Origin of the sequence: Pseudoalteromonas sp. NC201 (assembly GCF_002850255.1) — a bacterium.
GTDB lineage: Bacteria > Pseudomonadota > Gammaproteobacteria > Enterobacterales > Alteromonadaceae > Pseudoalteromonas.
In genome coordinates, this window is the sequence record NZ_CP022522.1 from 67,583 (window position 1) to 84,299 (window position 16,717).

General features: G+C 45.4%; 19 protein-coding genes. 8 read left to right on the forward strand and 11 right to left on the reverse strand.

Annotation, left to right across the window (positions count from 1 at the left end; genetic code table 11):
* Positions 1 to 18 precede the first annotated feature (18 nt).
* Positions 19 to 1,089 (reverse strand): GGDEF domain-containing protein, encoded by a 1,071-nt coding sequence (locus PNC201_RS00330; protein WP_102055826.1) that lies wholly within the window; start codon positions 1,087 to 1,089, stop codon positions 19 to 21.
* A 405-nt stretch (positions 1,090 to 1,494) separates the two neighbouring features.
* Here PNC201_RS00330 and PNC201_RS00335 point away from each other — a divergent pair, with 405 nt between their 5' ends.
* Together PNC201_RS00335 and PNC201_RS00340 are read left to right on the forward strand one after the other, a co-directional pair.
* Positions 1,495 to 3,021: a carbon-nitrogen hydrolase family protein gene (locus tag PNC201_RS00335; RefSeq protein ID WP_010604215.1), complete on the forward strand. Its 1,527-nt coding sequence runs from the start codon at positions 1,495 to 1,497 to the stop codon at positions 3,019 to 3,021.
* 1 nt (position 3,022) lies between these two features.
* Positions 3,023 to 3,337: a DMT family transporter gene (locus PNC201_RS00340; protein ID WP_010604216.1), complete on the forward strand. Its 315-nt coding sequence runs from the start codon at positions 3,023 to 3,025 to the stop codon at positions 3,335 to 3,337.
* Here the strand turns inward: PNC201_RS00340 and PNC201_RS00345 are convergent.
* Positions 3,324 to 4,193 (reverse strand): DMT family transporter, encoded by an 870-nt coding sequence (locus tag PNC201_RS00345; protein WP_102055827.1) that lies wholly within the window; start codon positions 4,191 to 4,193, stop codon positions 3,324 to 3,326. The two genes, PNC201_RS00340 and PNC201_RS00345, sit on opposite strands and share 14 nt — an antisense overlap.
* A gap of 303 nt (positions 4,194 to 4,496) precedes the next feature.
* Between PNC201_RS00345 and PNC201_RS00350 the strand changes: the two genes are divergently transcribed.
* Complete coding sequence (locus PNC201_RS00350) at positions 4,497 to 4,883, forward strand: MAPEG family protein (RefSeq protein ID WP_010604218.1); 387 nt, start codon at positions 4,497 to 4,499, stop codon at positions 4,881 to 4,883.
* Positions 4,884 to 4,906: 23 nt separating this feature from the next.
* Here the strand turns inward: PNC201_RS00350 and PNC201_RS00355 are convergent, their stop codons facing one another.
* Positions 4,907 to 5,599, reverse strand: coding sequence for a pseudouridine synthase (locus PNC201_RS00355; protein ID WP_029215736.1), 693 nt, complete (start codon positions 5,597 to 5,599; stop codon positions 4,907 to 4,909).
* Positions 5,600 to 5,680: 81 nt separating this feature from the next.
* Here PNC201_RS00355 and PNC201_RS00360 point away from each other — a divergent pair, with 81 nt between their 5' ends.
* Positions 5,681 to 5,986, forward strand: a complete 306-nt coding sequence (locus tag PNC201_RS00360; protein ID WP_010604220.1) for a DUF6482 family protein — start codon at positions 5,681 to 5,683, stop codon at positions 5,984 to 5,986.
* 3 nt (positions 5,987 to 5,989) lie between these two features.
* Here the strand turns inward: PNC201_RS00360 and PNC201_RS00365 are convergent, their stop codons facing one another.
* On the reverse strand, positions 5,990 to 6,859 hold the full coding sequence (locus PNC201_RS00365; RefSeq protein WP_102055828.1) for a dTDP-4-dehydrorhamnose reductase family protein: 870 nt from the start codon (positions 6,857 to 6,859) through the stop codon (positions 5,990 to 5,992).
* A 115-nt stretch (positions 6,860 to 6,974) separates the two neighbouring features.
* Here PNC201_RS00365 and PNC201_RS00370 point away from each other — a divergent pair, with 115 nt between their 5' ends.
* Positions 6,975 to 8,309, forward strand: a complete 1,335-nt coding sequence (locus PNC201_RS00370; RefSeq protein ID WP_102055829.1) for a hypothetical protein — start codon at positions 6,975 to 6,977, stop codon at positions 8,307 to 8,309.
* A 29-nt stretch (positions 8,310 to 8,338) separates the two neighbouring features.
* On the opposite strand, the gene PNC201_RS00375 is transcribed toward PNC201_RS00370, so the two are convergent.
* From PNC201_RS00375 to lptM, 7 genes are all read right to left on the reverse strand, one after another.
* Complete coding sequence (locus PNC201_RS00375) at positions 8,339 to 9,850, reverse strand: peptide MFS transporter (protein ID WP_102055830.1); 1,512 nt, start codon at positions 9,848 to 9,850, stop codon at positions 8,339 to 8,341.
* Positions 9,851 to 9,934: 84 nt separating this feature from the next.
* Positions 9,935 to 10,636 (reverse strand): HAD-IA family hydrolase, encoded by a 702-nt coding sequence (locus tag PNC201_RS00380; protein ID WP_102055831.1) that lies wholly within the window; start codon positions 10,634 to 10,636, stop codon positions 9,935 to 9,937.
* A gap of 2 nt (positions 10,637 to 10,638) precedes the next feature.
* Positions 10,639 to 11,562, reverse strand: a complete 924-nt coding sequence (locus PNC201_RS00385; RefSeq protein ID WP_102055832.1) for a tyrosine recombinase XerC — start codon at positions 11,560 to 11,562, stop codon at positions 10,639 to 10,641.
* Positions 11,559 to 12,185, reverse strand: coding sequence for a DUF484 family protein (locus tag PNC201_RS00390; RefSeq protein ID WP_039491010.1), 627 nt, complete (start codon positions 12,183 to 12,185; stop codon positions 11,559 to 11,561). Before PNC201_RS00390 ends, PNC201_RS00385 begins: the two co-directional genes overlap by 4 nt.
* Positions 12,182 to 13,012 carry a diaminopimelate epimerase gene (gene dapF, locus PNC201_RS00395; protein ID WP_039491011.1) on the reverse strand — a complete coding sequence of 277 codons (831 nt, stop codon included), beginning with the start codon at positions 13,010 to 13,012 and terminating at the stop codon, positions 12,182 to 12,184. The genes PNC201_RS00390 and dapF overlap by 4 nt, the downstream gene beginning before the upstream one ends.
* A gap of 126 nt (positions 13,013 to 13,138) precedes the next feature.
* Entirely contained in the window at positions 13,139 to 14,392 is a 1,254-nt protein-coding gene (lysA, locus tag PNC201_RS00400; RefSeq protein WP_102055833.1) for a diaminopimelate decarboxylase, read from the reverse strand.
* 1 nt (position 14,393) lies between these two features.
* Complete coding sequence (gene lptM / locus PNC201_RS00405; RefSeq protein ID WP_010604229.1) at positions 14,394 to 14,570, reverse strand: LPS translocon maturation chaperone LptM; 177 nt, start codon at positions 14,568 to 14,570, stop codon at positions 14,394 to 14,396.
* A 155-nt stretch (positions 14,571 to 14,725) separates the two neighbouring features.
* On the opposite strand from lptM, the gene cyaY reads away from it, so the two are divergent.
* From cyaY to PNC201_RS00420, 3 genes are read left to right on the forward strand one after another with little or no spacing between them, the layout of a single operon-like run.
* Entirely contained in the window at positions 14,726 to 15,046 is a 321-nt protein-coding gene (gene cyaY, locus PNC201_RS00410; protein WP_010378141.1) for an iron donor protein CyaY, read from the forward strand.
* Positions 15,046 to 15,702, forward strand: a complete 657-nt coding sequence (locus tag PNC201_RS00415; protein WP_102055834.1) for an alpha/beta hydrolase — start codon at positions 15,046 to 15,048, stop codon at positions 15,700 to 15,702. Before cyaY ends, PNC201_RS00415 begins: the two co-directional genes overlap by 1 nt.
* A gap of 45 nt (positions 15,703 to 15,747) precedes the next feature.
* Positions 15,748 to 16,671: a DUF2914 domain-containing protein gene (locus PNC201_RS00420; protein ID WP_102055835.1), complete on the forward strand. Its 924-nt coding sequence runs from the start codon at positions 15,748 to 15,750 to the stop codon at positions 16,669 to 16,671.
* The last annotated feature ends 46 nt before the right edge of the window (positions 16,672 to 16,717 follow it).

Below are 16,717 nucleotides of genomic sequence, written 5' to 3' on the forward strand. Positions count from 1 at the left end.
CTGAACGTATCGGAGGGGTTAACTTACGCCCTCCGATACACGCAAAATCGGTGCTGCGGTAACACGGTTTCGACCTGAATGTTTGCTGTCGTAAAGCGCAGCATCTGCATGTTGAATGACGACCTCAAAAGTTTGACTAGGGTCCCAATTTGCAACGCCAAAACTCATGGTGACTTTAAGTATTTCGTTTTCAAAACTGGTGGCTTCGACGGCTCGTCGTAATTTTTCCATGCGCTGCATTGCCTCTCCACTAGAGCAAGGCGCCAGCACAATTAAAAATTCTTCACCACCCCAACGAACGGCAATGTCTGCAGGGTGAATATGTGCTTTGATTGTTTCGGCCACGCTTTTTAAGATTTGATCTCCTTTGTCATGGCCAAAGGTGTCATTGATTTTTTTAAAGTGGTCGATATCCGCCATCACCAAACATAAAGGAGAGTGAGTAGAGATACAGTTTTCTTTAGCATGGGTGATTAATTCGCGCGCATAGCGACGGTTGAACATTTGAGTGAGCGGATCGTGTGCAGCGAGTTCTTCTAATTTGTCTCTTTGTTGCACCGTCATTTTACGTATGTGGCTGATTGTGTAGATCATTGGAATACCACATATGAGCACATTGGCAAAATGGACATAGGGAATTAACTGTTGATAGCGATATTGATAGGCAACATCACCAAACAATAATTCTAAGACTGCGAATAGCGTGATCAACACAACGGAATAAATCACGGCATTGCGTAACCTGAGTTGGTAGTCTAACAACATGAGGCAAGACACTGTCCAGAGATAGTACTGAAACCCGAGTGACATGCCGAGATAGGCACACACCAGCGTCGCATGGACGGCGACTTCAAGGCAGAAAACCCGCAGTGCAATAGAGGGCTTACTCGCATCAATGAGTTTAATGCCAACGTACCACATCAGCACACTACCCACGTTGACCCAAGCAAGTATGTTCACCTCTAAATGCCAAAATACACCAATGAGGCCAGCGTGTAGCCACATGCAATACGCGGCCACACGTCGTAATAATGCAAATTTTAATGCTTCTACTTGGTCTGGTTTGCTATAAGGGTGGTATTTAGTCAAACGTAAGCTCTTGTGGTATTCACAATAAAATAAAGTATAGAAGCTCTATTGTGATTTGCCGTCTATTTGACCTAAGCTCTGGTTATTCGCTCAGCATCCAGCAAGGTTGGCTGTAGTAGAGTGAGAGATAGGTAGATAACCTGAGCTGTGGATAACTAATGCCTTTCTAGCAGCCAGTTTTAGTGCTAACTGCGTTGAATTCACTTCCAATAGCCAGCTATTGGCGCGTAAATTCGCCTTGCCTACAGGATGTAGGTACCTTAGCGAGAGCAGGACGCGGAAGCGGTGTTTTCCCTAAAACTCTCTGGCTAGACAAGGAAAAAACTAAGTTGTGCTTTAGCAACAATGAGTTGGAACATTCCTTATCCAAACCTCAGGTTAGATAATAAAAGCTTTGGAGTTGATATGTCTGTAGAAAAAGCGCGGATCACGCTATGTAACCTAGAAAAGCCTGACTACGATCAGGTTAAGTCATTAATGGATGAAGCCTACCCAGATCTCGGTGGAGCGTGGCCTAGTCATACGATATTTAGGTTGATTGACCAGTTTCCTGAGGGACAGATCGGTGTCAAAGACGGTGAGCGTCTCGTCGGTATCGCGCTGAGTGTTCAAGTTGACTATCAAACCTTTTCTAACCCGCATACCTATGAAGACATTGTTGACGCGCATAGCCGAATTTTTAGTGATAGTAATGCTGATGCGCTGTACGGGCTGGATGTAGTGATAGCCAAAAGCCATCGTGGTCTACGCCTTGGTCGGCGACTGTATGATGCCCGTAAAGAGCTTTGTCGTCAGTACAACTTGCGTGCGATTTTAGCAGGTGGCCGTATTCCGCTTTATAAGCAATTCCGTGGCAGTATGTCGCCGATGGAGTATATAAACAAAGTCGATCATAAAGAATTACACGACCCCATTCTAAGCTTCCAACTTGCCAACGACTTCCAAGTAAAGCGACTGCTTAAACAATATCTACCGGAAGATCAGGACTCCGAAGGCTATGCGACCCTACTTGAGTGGAATAACATTCTCTTCGAGCCCACCGATACCGTGATCGAAAGTAAGAAAACCATCGTCAGAGTGGGGGCTGTACAGTGGCAAATGCGCCGGGTGGAATCGGTAGAGGAGCTAATGAAACAAGTTGAGTATTTTGTGGACACGGTTTCGGATTACCAAAGTGACTTTATCCTGTTCCCTGAATTCTTTAACGCGCCACTAATGGGTCTCGGAAGCTATAGAAATCAGACCGAAGCTATTCGTGCGTTGGCGACGTATACCGAGCAGTTTAGAGCCGCTATGTCGCAAATGGCGATTGAGTACAATGCCAATATTATCACGGGCTCTATGCCGCTACTTGAGGGCGACAAGCTCTATAACGTCAGTTACTTGTGTCACCGCTCTGGCAAAGTGGATGAACAACGTAAAATTCATATCACCCCTCACGAAGACTACGATTGGGTTATCAAAGGCGGTGATAAAATTGAAGTGTTCGATACGGATGCGGGCCGAGTAGGGATCCAAGTATGCTACGACGTGGAGTTTCCAGAGTTATCACGGATCATGGCTGAAAAAGGGCTGGATATTTTGTTTGTACCATTTTGGACTGACACGAAAAACAGTTATTTAAGGGTGAGGCACTGTGCGCAAGCTCGTGCGGTTGAAAACGAATGCTACGTTGTTATCGCAGGAAGCGTTGGCAACTTGCCACAGGTAGAAAGCCTAGATGTGCAGTACGCGCAGTCAGCGGTGTTGACGCCATCGGATTTTGCTTTTCCTCATGATGCCGCGCTCAACGAAGCAACACCAAATACGGAAATGCTGTTATTTAGTGACTTAGACTTAGATAAACTCAAAATATTGCATAGTGAAGGAACGGTGCGTAATTTACGAGACCGAAGAAAAGACCTGTATTCTGTGGAGTTGAAACAAAAATAGTATGGCGTGGGTTTATTTAATTATGGCTGGCCTGTTTGAAATAGGTTGGCCCGTTGGTCTGAAAATGGCGCAACAAGCCGATACTCGTTGGCTAGGCATAGTGATAGCCGTTGGTTTTATGGCCTTGAGCGGCTGGATGTTATGGTTGGCGCAAAAGCAAATTCCACTGGGTACCTCGTATGCGGTGTGGACGGGTATTGGCGCGGCAGGCACATTCTTAGTGGGTATCTTTTTCTACGGTGACCCAAGTAGTTTTATGCGCTACTTGGGTGTGTTACTTATCATCAGTGGGGTTGTGGTACTTAAGTTAGCATAACCAAAATAGCCGCGACGGCGATGAGTAAGAGTCCCATTGAATCGCGCTTCTTTACCGGCGCTTTGAGCCACAAGAATGAGATAAGCAAAGTGAAAAACACTTCGATTTGGCCGAGTGTTTTCACGTAGGCGACATGCTCAAGGCTCATTGCGCTAAACCAACCTATAGAACCGGTGCAACTGCTAACACTAATTGCCAGCGTCAGTTTGCGGCGTTGCCACAGCACGCGCCAAGAGTGTGGTTCGCGTATCGTCAAATACATACTCAACATCACAGTTTGGCAAACCAGCACTAACAATAACACCCAGGCTGCACTGTGGGGGAAAGGTAGGCCCGATGCAATACTGGCTTCACGCACCCAAAGAGAAGTAAGCGCGAAGCTTGTTCCACAGGCAAGTCCCACTAGTGCAGTTTTACCATTGAAAGCACGCAGGCTAAAACCGCTCAATAACAACACCGCGATAGCACCGATAAAGACACCAAACCAACCGAGTAAAGTTAAGCTCGAGCCAAAAAAGAGTACGCCCAAAATCGCCGCCACGAGTGCCTCACTCTTCGCAAGTCCAGCACCTATGGCGTAATTATTTTGCTTAAACAGCACCACCATTAACCCCGTCGCGATGATCTGCATGACACTGGCCCCCAGCACAAAGGCTAAAAAGTCATCGTTAATGACGAGCGATTCTGCAGGTGTGATCTGATAAAGGCTCCAAAGATATAAGCCCGCAAGTGGGCTGGCTAAAATAAATCTTGCTAAGGTGACGCTGGCTGTGGAGGCGCTTTCACTCAATTTGCTTTGAAAAGCATTTCGCCAAGCCTGAGAAAAAGCAGCTAGTAAGGTGAACAAAATCCACATGAGAGGTGACTCTACAATGCTCGAATGTGTATCAGCATACCGGATAGGAGCGAGTCTGAATAAATGAATTATCGTGATAGTGAAAATAATTCAATGTGTATTCAAGGTGCTACGGAAGCATTCTTGTGGTTGGCGTACTGCGACAATTTGCCACATGTTCAATTTTCAGTATCACGATATGATTAGGTCGATGCTACAAGATTGGGCCATAGGTTAGGGTATTACGTATTCACTTATGGCTTTTCTTTTTAACGCTATTCTGCTCTACTGAGTTGAATAATCAAAAGGTTGAAGGAGTATCTTGTGGGTATACTAATCATCTGTGCAATTCTTGCTATCTTACTACCTTATTTTGCCAAAATTCCTGTGGCAGTGGCGATGAACAAAGAAGGGGGCTATGACAACAAGCTCCCGCGTGAACAGCAAAAGAAGCTGACAGGGCTGGGGGCAAGAGCATTAGCCGCACATCAAAACTGTTTTGAGTCATTAGCTGTTTTTGCTGTCGCCTTAGCCGTTGCGTTTGGCACCCAAACCTACACTTCTCTAGTCGAATGGCTAGCCATAGGCCATATTGTCGCTCGAGCATTATATTGTGTGCTGTATTGGGCGAATATTGACGTGCTGCGCTCCATCGTATGGGCGCTAGGACTCGGCTGTGCTATCGCCATTATTGTGGTGTGTGGTTTATAGTTGTCCTTTGCGTGACTCTACACTCAGGTCAATTTAATTAACTCTGCTGAAATCTCTTTCACTTCAGCGGAGTTAACCTCTAGCTGTGTCAATGCTAAGTTTGCGATACGCACTCGGTATAAGTCGATAACCCGATAACCACAGTGATGTGCCATTCTTCTGATCTGGCGATTAAGTCCTTGGCGTAACACTATTCTAAAGCGGTCATGTGCGATTTGTTCAACGGTACAGGGTAGGGTTATTTGGCCCTTCACTGGCACGCCGGCTGCCATTTTAAGGCAAAAACCTGGATCTAGAGGCTTGTCGACTTGCACCTCATATTCTTTCTCTTGATGATGGTCTGGGTGGATTAACTGCTGACACAGTGCCCCATCGTTGGTGAGTAGTAGTAACCCCCGGCTGTCTTTGTCTAACCGACCTATTGGATAAACACGACACGATTTAGGTAGTACATGATAGATACTAGCTGGGTCATCTGGATTCACTTTGCAGTCTATACCAACAGGTTTATGGTAAACAAAGAGCCTTCTCGCTTGCGGGGGCGCGACCAGTTCACCATCGACCATAATGGAATCGGTCAAATTGATGTGATCTATGTGATTGGCCAAGCGACCATTTACGGTCACTCTTGCGCTGTCAATTAAGCGAGACGCTTGTCGCCTAGAGCAAACACCGCAGTGGCTGAGATATTTAGCCAAACGCATCGGATAGGACATAGACATTCACATGATCAAAATGAGATAACAGCGCGTATTGTAGGGCAACAGACTGTTTGGATCCATGTATGGGGAATATCAATGGCCATTGCGTTTTCAAAGTTAAAACAACATCAGCCGCTGCAAAAGGTAATAGTGCATTCCATTGATTTAGCGCTTTATCAAGTCAGTGTGCTTATTAATAACGTGGAATATTATGTCACGGAAGAAAATGGTGAGTTTTTAAAAGCACATAACCCGCTGCAAATTCAAAAACGCCTGCTTGATATTAGCTACATGGAAATGGTGATTAGACATCAAAGTGCTTATGACGAGATGATAGGGCACCCAGTGTCAGCCAATGACAATACATTAGAAGTGCCCTTTGGTCGTAATAACCTCTTCTAAGCGTTATTTGTGGTTCGTGAGTACTTCACTCACCGCGGTTGCAAAATCGCGTTGGTGGGCGATCCCCATGTTAATCAATCTAGTGTCTTTTAGAGCACAATTTTTTGGTCTTGTTGCATCGTCACTCGGTTGGCTCAGCGGCATGAGATCTTGCGTCGGTAGCTGCAAAGCCTGCGCCATGACCTGCGCCATTTCATATTTAGTGAATGCTTGATTGCCACTGATATGAATAATTCCACCAAGGCTAGGCTGTGCGATAACATCCTTGAGGGTTAGCGCAATATCATTGACATGGGTTGGGTAGCGAATGGCCCAATGATCGTGACTTGAAGCAGGGTTGGTCAACAGCTGCTTGGCAATAACGGTTACCGCAGATTCTTCCAGCGTTTTTACCTCGCCATATAATACAGGCACTCGCACTATGGTGTGTAGTGCGCTGTCTGCCAGTATGGCACGCTCCGCAGCTTGCTTAGTTTGACCGTAGAAGTTCACAGGATTAGTGATATCTGTTTCAACATAAGGTGCTGAGGTGCCGTCAAACACATAGTCAGTACTAATAAAGAAAAATCGAATATCTCTTTCGCGGCAGGCTTGGGCTAAGAACTCGGTTGCTGCAACATTAAGTGCAAGCGTTGCCGCTTGGTCTCGCTCACAATGCTCAGGCCTGCGCTCTGCGGCTGCGTGAATAAGTACTTCTGGGCTGTGACTATCTAAGAAGTCTAAAACCGAATTGTGGTCAGCCAAATCAAGTTTGTGAAGTGGCGCGGCGGCTCGGCTGAAGCCACATCCTAAAATTTCATGGGTACTACTTAGCTCTTGGCAAAGCGCGCGGCCAAGTAGACCAGTTGCGCCGGTGATCATAACTTTAGACATAGATAACAGCATCCTTTTTAAATGTGCTCGTACAGTAACAAAGGCAAATGAAAAACTACAGGTTTGTGTCGATTTCCGCTAGGTTAAATGAGGAGCAATTAAACAGAGAGTAACGATGAATAATAAAGTTCTGTTGGTCAGTATGTGGATGCTGTCTACATCAGCAAGCGCAACGCAAGTATTTATGAAAGGAAGTAACTGTCTGCTTACTGAAAAAACACAACAGATAGAATTAGTTGCGCAAAGTTCAGGCTCGATTTATGCGGTTGCTGGAAGAGAAGCAAGTAGTGAACAAGTCCGAAAAGTAGCGGGTAAACTGAGCGATGATGTAAAGATGAAGCTATTCGAAGCGCTGTCAACTAAAGCACAAGCTTATTCGTACGGCGTCATTGTTGATAGAGTGGTACTCAAAGAGCGTATCAAAGACACCTCAAAAGAAGTAAGTGTCTCTGGTCGGATTGTAGCTTACCCAGTCACTGCCTGTGAGACTTCGGAAGCCATCACGGCTAAAAACTATAACATGATAACCGCAACATCGTTTTCTGGTAAAACTCAGCGGATTGCCTTTAACGTGGAGATAGACCCAAACCCTAACGTACATGTGCCTAAACAGACGCAAGTTGATGATATGGTAATTTCACAAAAGCAAATCTTTGGTATTAGGTTAGGCTATACCTATACTGAAGCAGAGAAAAAAGTGGGGCGCTTTACCCTTGTCTGGCCACTTAATGAACGGCAAAAGCTAGCAATCATTGGTAGAAATCATGCGTTACTATTCGAAAACAATCTGTTTGTTGGTTATCAATATGCTTTCAATTTGTTGCCTGTAAGTCTTGCTAATCTTATTAATATTTACGACATTAACCTAGCCATTCATATTCAAGATGAAACCGTTGAAATCACGAAGGTTACATTGAGTGGGAAGGTGATGATGGCTATCAAAAACACTTTTCCTAGCGTGACGTTTTATCAAGAAGGAAAATACACCAAAGAGCCAAAAACTAAGCTTTCTGGCTTACAGATTGGTGAGTTTAATGTCACCAAACCAGCCGCACTTAGTTGCTATAAAGGTCAGATCGAGATAGACGAGTTTGTACAACATCACCAGCAAAGCCTAGTTCAATGGCAAAGCGTGGATGCGAAAACGGTGTTTTACACTGGTTGTAACCAGTTAATCGAATTAAATAAGCTTGGAAAGGTGACTTCGCTCAAGTTACTTGAGCCTTGGTCGCTAAGCAATGCAAATCTAATTGGGCTTGCTGATATGACAAGTGTGCTCTCACCCTGGGAGTTTTATGGAGTGCATTATTTAGACCCTGAAAATAAAGCTTCTTTGATAGGAGAGATTGAGGACTTTTACGGCACAATTGAGGTCACAGCCGAGCTGTGGGCTGGCCACTTCAAATCTTATGATGGTCAGCTTGTTTCTGCTGAATTTGAGAAGATGTAGAAGTCATCACTCCTACATCTCCAATTCGTTTAAGCCGTTTGTTCTGTCAGTGGCTTTTCAGATTGTTTTTCCCAATGCTTGGTTTTAAGACCAAGCACACCGACAAATACACCAATACCGATCGTAAATAATGCAATTTGCAGATAAAGGTTGGGCAAGTCTTCGATATTATTAGGATCAAAGCTACCAGCGAGTAGACCCGAGAAGATATTACCAATGGAGTAAGTCAGTACGAAAACCCCCATCATTTGCCCTGCAAAACGTTTGGGAGATAACTTACTTACTGCGCTTAATGCCACAGGACTTAAGCAAAGCTCACCCACGGTGTGCAAAAAGTAAGTGGTGATCAACCACATCGGTGCTACTTGTAGGCCTTGAGCTGCATATTGGGAAGCGAAAAACATCACAATAAATCCGCTCGCCATGATGATCAGACCAATCGCACATTTCACGCTATAGGTTGGCGTGATCATGCGCTTAGCCAAGTTAATCCATAGCGCAGCAAAGAAAGGAGATAACACGATAATGAAGAAAGCGTTGGCTGATTGGAACCAAGCGGTTGGAATACTAAAACTGCCGACTAATCTGTCAGTGTAATCGCGGGCAAATAGATTAAGCGATGAGCCCGCTTGTTCAAAACCAGACCAAAAACAAGTGGAAGCAACGCAAACCAAAAAGAGTGCCCACATCCGACGCTTTTCATCGGCATCAAGATTACCGCCAAAGTAGATATAACCGTAATACAAAAAGAATGTGACAGTAAAAGCAATCGCGACATATTTGGCGAGTTCTACTGGGTTAATCACAAAAACACCTGCAAACGCCGCTGCCGTTATTGCTGCAATAGCCGTAATGACTAAAACAATCGCACTCCAAGCTTTAGCACTTTGACTCCCCGTCATTGGGTTAGTTGGCGCATAGCCAACGGTAGCGATGTGTTTGTCTGTTAGGCGATAATTGACTAAGCCGATTGCCATGCCTACCGCGGCTGCACCAAAGGCCCAGTGCCAACCAACATTTTCCATAAAGTAGCCACATACCGCGTAGCCGATCACTGACCCTAGGTTAATCCCCATATAGTAAATCGCGTAGCCGCTGTCACGGCGGTTATCTTCATCGGTATAAAGCTGGCCAACCATAGCGCTAATATTGGGTTTTAATAAACCGGTGCCACTGGCAACAAAGATAAGACCAACAAAAAAGGAAAATTGACTTGGGATGGCAAGAATGATGTGGCCGCACATGATGATGATACCACCGTACCAAACCGCGCGTTGACCACCTAATAAACGGTCTGCTATCCAACCTCCCGGTAGACCTAAGAAATAAACCGAACCAGTGTAGAGGCCATATATTGCGGCGGCGGAGGCAACGGTGAAGCCAAGGCCTTCTTGCTGTAAGGTGGCTGTCATGAAAAGTACTAACATGGCGCGCATGCCATAATAACTCATTCGTTCCCACATCTCGGTGAGAAACAGAGTTTGCAGGCCTTTTGGATGACCAAAAAAGCCTGTATCACTTGTTGTGTCCTGTGATGACATATTTCACTTCCATTATTATCGTTTTTTGGAAGTCAATATTAGTACGTTATTCAAGCACCGAATGCAACCGCATGAAAGGAAACATTACATCATCTTTTTTAACATTTGTATGTCATCGATTTCCACATTGGCTAATCCTTTGTACTGGTATGGTGTAAAGTGGTTGCGAAGCCAAACACTAGGGCAGCCAGCACGGTGCGCTCCTTGTACATCGGTATCCAAGCTATCGCCGACATGTAAAAGTTGATGTGGTTTAAGGTTAAAATGTTGACAGGCAAGCTGATAAAGCTCAGGGTGAGGCTTGGCGCGGCCATCAATTCCGGCGCGAAGCACTAAGTCAAAACTATCGCGAAGATTAAATTTATCTATCTCGACATTACCATTAGTGATAGCAATAATGTGATATTGACTGCGTAACTGAGCAAGCAGGCTGATGACGGCGTCGCTGACCGTGATATTACTGCGGGCATCGGCAAAGGCTTGGTAGGCACGTAGTGCGTGCTGTCTACTTGTTGCGGTATCAAAGCCCAGTGCCGTGAAGCCCCATTCAAGTGCCACTTGACGCCACTTTGTCACATCTTCTGCAAGCGCACTGTTTTGTTTGAGCGTTTCGTTTCGACATTGAGACCAGAATGATCGCCCTTTCGCTTGCCACTCGGGAATAGTATCCAGGTGCGCTGTCATGGCGTTAACGGCCGCAATGATAATAGGCCTGTTGTCGTATAGTGTATCGTCTAAATCAAAACTGATGGCGGCAATGTCTGAAATGGGCTTATTGAATCTCATTGTTACTCGTCTTTTTGCTTTTTCGCTCTTGGGTGAGCGCTATCATACACTTTTGCTAAATGTTGAAAATCTAAATGGGTGTAGACCTGAGTGGCTGATAAGCTGGCATGTCCAAGCATCTCTTGTACCGCGCGCAAGTCACCGCTGGATTCTAGCATGTGGCTGGCGAACGAGTGCCTCAGTTTATGGGGGTGAATAGGTGTACTAACCCCTTGTTTCAAACCCCATTCTTTCATTCTTGCGCGGACATGGCGAGGACTGATCCGGCGCTTTAATTTGCTCACAAAAAGCGCGGGTTCTTCCAATGTTGCAAATTGCGGCCTTATTTTGAGCCAATCAGCTAGTGCGTTTAGCGCTTTACCACCGACAGGCACAACACGCTCCTTGCCGCCTTTACCAAGCACGCGTATTTCACCGTCTTTGACATCCAATAGGTTTGCGCCAATCAACTCGCTTAATCGCAAACCACTAGAGTACATTAATTCCATCATGGCCTTATCACGAATGGCAAGCGCATCATCTGCCTGAATTTCCAGAAGTTGTCCCATTTGGTCAACATCAAGGTTCTTTGGGAGTGGCTTTTGAAACTTAGGCCCTCGGATCCCTTGCGCGGGATTGACGACTGCCTGTTGCGATTGTGACTTGAGCTTGAGAAATTTATATAAGCTCCGAATACAACTGAGCTTAAGGTTGATGGTTCTTGGGCTGTAATTTTGACCGCGAAGCTTCATGCTGTAGCGGCGAATTTGCTCGCCACTGACTTCTAGCCAAGAAGAGGCGTGGTCACAAAAATACTGCGCTGCTTGAATAAGCTGAGTGTTGTATTGGGTTAGTGTATGTTCTGAGTAGTGCTTTTCGTGGCGCAAGTGTGCCATAAAGGCGGTTACTGGTTGCGTCCAATCTTCCGATAGTGGTGTTAGGCTCATGCCAGCGCTTCGAGCTTAAGCGATAATGTTTGAATAAAAGCCGTGATCAACATATTGTCATGCTGTGGCGAAAAGTGTTCTGGTGAGCGGCTGGCAAAAGCCAGAATAAAGCGACCTTTGTCTGACGCATCAACGCGGTAAAGTGCTACCGATCCTACTTCAATATCGGCAAACAAGAGTTCAGCTTGTGACTGACTGAGTCGTCCTAAGTAGCAGTTGTTACTGCTCAGTTTAGCTGACACGAGTTCCAAAAGCGTATCATCGATGTTGATGAGTTTACATGCTTGGATGTCCGGGTGGTCCTCAAAGCGCTGTGCTAACGTATGATTGATTGCACTCAACTCAGTACAACGCATGATAGCCAATTGGCATTCACTCAATTGCTTGAAAACCAGCTCGTTGGCTTTTGCATAATGGACCATGTCTTTGATCTGCTGCTGTAGTGAGTTGACTTCATCGCGGAGCATCCGCTGTTGGTGCAAAGCAAGGTTTGGAAGCCCTTGCTGCTGGTGGTGTAGCTGCAAATCCAATAGCACATAAGGGTGCCTGAGCAAAAAATCAGGATGCTTGCGCAGGTACTCAATGACTAATTGTTCAGTCGAATTTGCTTCTTTTATGGTCATATTGCGATTTGCCCATCAAAAACATGCTCCGCCGGTCCGGTCATTTTCACTACTTGACCTTGACCGCCCCAACGCACTTGAAGACTGCCACCTGGTAGGTCGACCCTAACGGTTTCTTCTAACTTGCCTTGCATTATGCCTGCAACTACGGCAGCACATGCTCCTGTGCCACAGGCAAGCGTTTCGCCAGCGCCGCGCTCCCAAACACGTAGCTTAACGTATTCACGAGAAACTACTTCCATAAAGCCAATATTGGCCTTTTGTGGGAAACGTTCATGGTGTTCAAGGAGTGGTCCAAGTGTAGCTACCTCAGCGGTTTCTACACTATCGACAATAATCACGCCATGAGGATTGCCCATAGAAACCGCGCTACAAAACACCGTATGTTCGTCGGCTCTTAAAATATAGGTGTTTTCTTGTTTGTTTGCACGAAACGGAATGGCTTGTGGGTTAAAATTTGGTTTGCCCATATTCACGGTAACTTGGCCGTCTTTTTCGGTATAAAGGGTGATATTGCCGCCCTTTGTAGAGACACAAACCTTGTGTTTGTTCGTTAAGCCCTTCATGCGGACAAAACGAGCAAAACAGCGAGCACCGTTACCACACTGCTCAACTTCGTTACCATCGGCATTGAAAATACGATAATGAAAATCTAAGTCCGGGGAATAAGGCGCTTCAACCATCAACAGCTGATCAAAGCCAATTCCAAAGTGGCGATCTGCTAACTTCTTAATTTGGTCTCGAGACAAAAACACATTTTGGGTGACATTATCTATCACCACAAAGTCGTTGCCTAAACCATGCATTTTTGAAAAGTTTATAAACATAGAGTGGTTATCTTTTGGTATAAAACCATGGCCTCACTTTACTAATACTTTGCCATGGATACCTCGACTAGGGAAGCTGCTTGGCATTAAGCCTTGTTTTGCACCCCTAGGATGTATCCAAGTCGATTATTGTGGCAGTAGTTGCTCAAATTGCCACAGAGATTCTAACGGCTCTCTTTGGCGGATTAGATGGTGTTGATTGTTATCAACCATGACCTCTGCACAGCGGGGGCGTGAGTTATAATTTGAACTCATGGTAAAGCCATACGCGCCTGCACTGCGCTGTACTAATAAGTCACCAGCCTTAATTTTAAGTACTCGGTCTTTACCTAGAAAGTCACCCGTTTCACATACTGGACCAACCACGTCGTAATTTATCGCGTCAACGTCGTCTCGCGGTGTGACTGGTACGATATTTTGCCAAGCCTGATAAAGCGATGGTCGTAACATGTCGTTCATGCCAGCATCAACAATGGCAAAATGCTTATGCTCGGTTGGCTTAATAAATTCGACTTTAGTCACCAGCACACCGGCATTGGCAGCAATCGCTCGACCAGGCTCAAAAATGAGTTCTAGATCATTGAACTGCGCCAATCGCGCTTTAATCTCTGCAGCGTAAGCACTCGGATGCGGCGGTTTTTCACCGTCATAAGGCACGCCAAGACCGCCACCGATATCGAGGTGATGCAAGTAAATTCCCGCTTTTTCAAGTTGAGAGATTAGAGCCAGCACTTTATCTAACGCCGCTAAAAATGGATTAACCTCAACCAACTGAGAGCCGATATGAAAGTCGATCCCAACCACTTTTAAACCCGGTAGGGCATAAGCGAGCTGGTAAACATCAAATGCGGCTTTGATATCAATACCAAATTTGTTCTCTTTTAACCCGGTTGAAATATAGGGGTGAGTTTTTGCATCGATATCTGGGTTTACACGCAATGAAATTGGCGCAATTTTATCCAGTCTGGTTGCCACTTCACTGATCCGATGAAGCTCTGCAATCGACTCAACATTAAAGCATTTAATCCCAGTCTCAAGCGCAAACGCAATTTCATCTTCCGTTTTCGCAACACCAGAAAAAACGACTTTTTGAGGATCTCCCCCTGCTTTTAGCACTCGCGCAAGTTCACCTTTCGACACGATATCAAAACCAGAACCAAGCTGAGCCAAGACGTTCAGCACGGCGATATTTGAATTCGCCTTTACTGCGTAGCACACTAAGTGGGGATGACCGGCTGCGGCATCCGTAAAAGCGTGATAATGCCGCGCTAAAGTCTTCTTCGAGTAGATATAGCAAGGAGTGCCATATTGCTCGGCGATTGTGGTTATGGCGACATCTTCAGCGAATAGTTCGCCATCTTGATAATTGAAATAATCCATTTTAACGCTCCTGTTGCTCTGCTTCAGGCTGGTTTGCTTGTGCTGCTTTCGGTTGGTTTGATTTTTTAGCCTGTTGTTCAGGCAAATAAAGCGGACCGCTTTGACCGCAACCCGATAATCCGATTAAAGTAGTAAAAACAAGTGCCGTTACGCTAAATTTATAAGGTGTCGCTTTCATTAGATAATTCGTGTCAGTGCCTTTATAATCGCAGAGTAACAGAATTGATAAAAAAAGCAGCTTTTCGCTATTGAAATTTCGTCTTCATCAAATTGCTCAAATAGCGAGTTAAGCTTAGGCACCATGCCGCAGTGCGTCAGTAAGAGGAAATCACGATGACAGAAAGTGAATATCATGAGTTAGCCGATGCGCTAATGTTGACTATTGAAGAGCAGATCGATGATTGTGACGCTGATTTAGATTACGAATCAGCATCGGGAATTCTAGAAATTATATTCCCTGACAAGAGCAAAATTGTTATCAACAAACAAGCACCATTGCACCAAGTCTGGGTGGCGACTAAGTTTAATGGTCATCACTTTGAGTTGCGTGGCGATCAGTGGATTGATAATCGTTCTGGTGCTGAGTTTTGGCAATTTATGAGCGACGCGGCGACTAAACAGGCAAATATCGCAATAGAGTGGCAGCACGATTAATGTTGGAGTTTGTAGATTATCCTGCCAAAGGACAGCATAAAGCGAGTATTATTTGGCTCCATGGCTTAGGCGATTCAGGTAACGGCTTTTTACCCATTGCATCTGAGTTAAATCTGCCTGACGAATTGGGTGCACACTTTATTTTTCCACATGCACCAGAGCAGCCGGTCACTATAAATGGTGGTATGGTGATGCGTGCATGGTATGACATTAAATCATTTGATCTGGATAAAAGAGCGGATGAACAAGGTGTGCGAGACTCATCAGCTCAGGTTGAAGCGTTAATTCAGGCACAGTTAGATAAAGGTATTCCAGCTCACCGTATTATCCTAGCTGGATTTTCTCAAGGGGGCGTGATTGCGCTCCACCTTGCACCGCGTTTAACTGTTAAATTGGCTGGTGTCATGGCACTATCAACTTATATGTGCGTGCCTGAAAAGCTCAGCGCAGAAGCACAGCAAAGCGAGCTTACTATTTTTATGGCGCATGGCAGTGCTGATCCTGTCGTGCCTATGTTTGCAGGTGAGCACGCATTTAACACGTTACAACAGCAAGGCTATGAAGTGAGTTGGCAAGACTACCCAATGGAGCATCAGGTATGTCTTGAAGAGTTAAAAGCCATTCGCGCTTGGTTAATTACGAGACTGAGCGATTAATATTAAGTGGTATAAGGTACTGGTGACAGATACAGGAGCAAAGCAATGTCACAAAAGATTGTCATAAAAACGTCGGTGAGTAAGCAACCCTCAGAGCCCTCAGCGGTGACCTATCAATGGCACTGGAAACGCATTTTTATGGCAACGGCAGCATTTGCTGGCATTGCAACCGCGGGTGTTTATGGTGTCGTGGATAACGTCAACGCAGATGAAGATGATGTCCAAGTGGCAGTACCTATGCATGCCACTATTGCAAAAACCGATACATCACTGAATGACTCTCCTGAATCAGTAGACTCTAATGAAGAGCGCGAGGGCGAGCAGCTAAGTGCGGATACCTCACCTGATACCGTTTTAACGACGCCCGAACTCACCCCTACTGGTGCCGCGACGACCTCAATAGAGGTCGCTCAAGTCATTGCACTAGACCAAGAACAGCAACAAGCTTCTGAAGAAACAGAAACAGAAACAGAAACAGAAACAGAAACAGAAACAGAAACAGAAACAGAAACAGAAACAGAAACAGAAACAGAAACAGAAACAGAAACAGAAACAAGGGCTGAAGCTAAAAATCAATTTGATGCTGAAGCGCGCATAGCCAGTGTCGCGCTAGGGGCAAAAATCGACACGCAATTTATCAGCCGTGCTGTACTCACTACCATGATTGATGACCGCGAACCAACGAACGTGTTGAAAGACGTAATTGCGACCACTCAGTTTAGTGACAAGCTTTACTTTTTTACTGAAGTACACGCGCTTAAAGATCAAGTGGTGTCGCATTTGTGGTTTCATCAAGACGAGCTGATGGCAGAAGTGGAGCTTCCTATCCAAGCTGCGCGCTATCGTACTTATTCAAGTAAGAACGTCATGCCGAGTCAAACCGGAGATTGGCGTGTTGAGGTGGTGACGCAGTCTGGACAACTGCTTGCCCAAAAGACGTTCCGCATTGTGGATAATAGTCAGCAATAATCTTACTCGCAGTATTGTGTATGGCAGCATGTGACTGACTGCCATC